The sequence below is a fragment of the Nocardia sp. JMUB6875 genome (assembly GCF_041154655.1).
GTDB lineage: Bacteria > Actinomycetota > Actinomycetes > Mycobacteriales > Mycobacteriaceae > Nocardia.
Genome location: NZ_BAAFGR010000349.1, coordinates 1 through 2,818 on the forward strand (window position 1 = coordinate 1; position 2,818 = coordinate 2,818).

Consider the following 2,818-nt stretch of genomic DNA (forward strand, 5'->3'; position numbering starts at 1 on the left):
GCGCCAGCCTGCGCGCCGCCCGCCCGTCCTCGACCCCCGCCCGCGCATACATGTGCCAGTTGGTCATCAAATGCACGAACAGCGGAGCCGCCACCGCGACACACAGCCGCGTATACCGCAATTCGGCCTTGGACATGCTCGGCACCCGATGCGCCAGCGCATCGCGCGCGAACCCGATATGCCGCGCCTCCTCGGTCACATGAATCCGCATGGCCCGCGCCACCAGCGGCTGCAACTGCGGATCGTCGAGGGTGCGCCGCTGAATCGCGTCGAAGATCTCCTCACCCACCAGCGCCCCGACCCACACCATCGACCCCCGCAGGAACAGCTGCAGCGAGCTGATCGTCAGGCGCTCCCACCGGTTGGGCCAGTACGGCCGCGCCTCGATCCGATCGATGAGCTTGCCGAACATCATCATGTGCCGGCACTCGTCGCCCATCTCGGTGAGCGTGTAGTGCGAGTGCCGCGAGGTCGGATCGCCGGACATGAGCTCGCGCAACAGCAGTCGATTGAGCAGGTTCTCGAACCAGATGCCCACCGACAGCACATTGGCCAATTCCTCGCGGGACAGATCGCGCCGCTGCTCCGGCGTCATCGCCTCCCACAGCGGCGTGCCGTAGAGCGAGATGACCTCCGGCGGCAGGAAGAGCTTGTCCGGATCCAGCGGCGCGTCCCAGTCCATATCGACCACCGGGTCGTAGGACTTCTTCACCGATCCGGTCAGCAAGCGCGCGGCGAACGACTCGCGCGGGGAGAGCGCGGCGGGTGTGGGCGTGGAGACGGCGTTGTCACCCATGACAGCTCCTGATGTTTTACTGCTACAGGCTGTTACACTCAGATTAGTGGTACATGATGTCTCGGTCAACGATGGAGTGAGTATCGTGAGCCGAGTGACCGGCACCCGACGCAGAATCGCGCAACCCGCTTCCCGGGACCGGGAGCGTGCCGCCGACGGCCGCAGCACCCGCTGGGACGGCCACAAGGCGCAGCGCCGCACCGAGATGCTCGACGCCGCACTGGTCGTCATCGAGGAGAACGGCACCGAGATCTCCGTGCAGCAGATCGCCGACCGCCTGCGCGTCCCGCGCCCGGTCGTCTACCGGCACTTCGACGGCCGTTCCGACCTCGACGACGCCATCCGCCGCCACATCCTGGAAACGCTGATGGCCGAACTGCTTCCGCGCCTGCACCCCGACGGCACCGTGCGCGATCTGGTGCGCGGCGCGGTCGGCACGTATGTCGGCTGGATCGAACGCCATCCGAATCTGCACCGCTTCCTGGCCGCCGCCGACCCGCACGGCGGCTCCGGCACCGCCCTGGCCGGTGCCCGCGACCGCATCGGCGGCCATCTCGCCGACCTGTTCGCCGACACCCTGGAGCGCTTCGGCATCGACCGGAACCGCGCCCGCCCCATGGCCTTCGGCACCGTCGGCTTCGTCGACGGTGTGGTGAACAGCTGGCGCGCGGCCCCGACCCTGACCTCCGAGCAAGTCGAGGGCATCCTCGTCGAATCGGTGCTGGCCCTGCTCGAGGGCAATGCGCGCAGCTTGGACGTGCCGCTCACCCGCGATACGGTGGTCGCCGACTTGTTCTCTCGGACGGAGGCCGCGCGTGCGTGAATCCCTGGGCGCGGCAGTGCTTCGCGCCACGGTCGTGGCGGGCATCGGCGGAGCGTTGCTGGTTCCGGGCACCGCGATCGCGGCCGCGGACGCCGTGCTGCCGGACGGTCTGAGCTGCGACACCCTGGACTGCCGCAACGACACCGACCACGACTACGTGGTCTCGGGCTACATGGAGTGCGTGTACAGCGACTTCGACGGCGGCGCCACCTCGGGCAGCGAGCAGTTCATCGATATCGTTCCGGCGCACAGCCTGTACCGGCTGTCGAGCTGTATCGACGGCCAGTCGCCCTACCAGCGGTCCATCGACGACGTGGAGTAGCTACCGGGCTGCTCAGCTGCCGGTGAGCGCGCGATAGCTGCGATTCCACAGCCATTCCACCGGCCCGCGGTCGAAGCGCCGCAGCCAGAAGTGCGCGAAGCTCAGCATGAGCGCGCAGACCAGCACATAGATCCCGACCGTGAACGGCACCCGGGAATCGGCCGACACCAGGCTCGCCAAGCCCAGACCCCATCCGTAGCACAGGATTCCGGCCACGAGATTCTGAAGGATATAGCAGCTCAACGCCATTCGGCCGACCTCGCTGAATCGCCGTCCCACCCAACCCGGCCCGGGCCGATGCGCGTAGACCTCGGCGACCAGAGCCAGAATGCCCAGCGAGACCAGGGGAGCGGTGCCGTAGCGGGTCAGCACGATGAGATCGCCGCCGACCATCCCCAGCACCAGATCGATCGGAGCCGCCACCGCGAAGCCGAGCACCATCAGCCGCTTGCGGATTCGCGCACCGTCCCGCTCGAAGATCCCGGCCCGGAACAGCCGCGCGCCCAGCAGGAACAACGCGATCGACATCGGGAAGATGAGCAGCGGTTCGAGCCGGAACACCAGCAGGTGCTCCCACCGGAACGCCACCAGATCCCAGAACGACCCGTCCGCGTACGGATTCGGATCCAGCGCCTCACGGCCACCGCCGGAATCCTTGGGCCCGAACGTGATCGCCACCGCGAACAGCGTCAGCATCGTCAAATGAACGCTGGCCTGCGCGATCAGCCAGCGCCGCTGTGCCTTCGGGCTGGTCGCCAGGATGAACGCCACCACCAGCCCGGTGACCGCGTACCCCATCAGCACGTCGAACTCGGCGACGAAGAAGAAGTTCACCAGCCCGTCGAGGAACAGCAGCCCCGCCCGCACCGGATACCCG

Annotated in this window: 4 protein-coding genes; 2 read left to right on the forward strand and 2 right to left on the reverse strand. The window is 67.7% G+C overall.

Annotated elements, in window-relative coordinates:
* A partial coding sequence (locus ACAM49_RS39630; protein ID WP_369640654.1) for a diiron oxygenase occupies positions 1-796 on the reverse strand: 796 nt, incomplete at its 3' end.
* A gap of 94 nt (positions 797-890) precedes the next feature.
* On the opposite strand from ACAM49_RS39630, the gene ACAM49_RS39635 reads away from it, so the two are divergent.
* Together ACAM49_RS39635 and ACAM49_RS39640 are read left to right on the forward strand one after the other, a co-directional pair.
* Complete coding sequence (locus tag ACAM49_RS39635) at positions 891-1,619, forward strand: TetR/AcrR family transcriptional regulator (protein WP_369640655.1); 729 nt, start codon at positions 891-893, stop codon at positions 1,617-1,619.
* Complete coding sequence (locus ACAM49_RS39640; RefSeq protein WP_369640656.1) at positions 1,612-1,941, forward strand: hypothetical protein; 330 nt, start codon at positions 1,612-1,614, stop codon at positions 1,939-1,941. The genes ACAM49_RS39635 and ACAM49_RS39640 overlap by 8 nt, the downstream gene beginning before the upstream one ends.
* A 12-nt stretch (positions 1,942-1,953) precedes the next feature.
* Here the strand turns inward: ACAM49_RS39640 and ACAM49_RS39645 are convergent.
* Positions 1,954-2,818 (reverse strand): DUF418 domain-containing protein (locus ACAM49_RS39645; protein ID WP_369640657.1); only part of this gene is annotated, 865 nt, incomplete at its 5' end.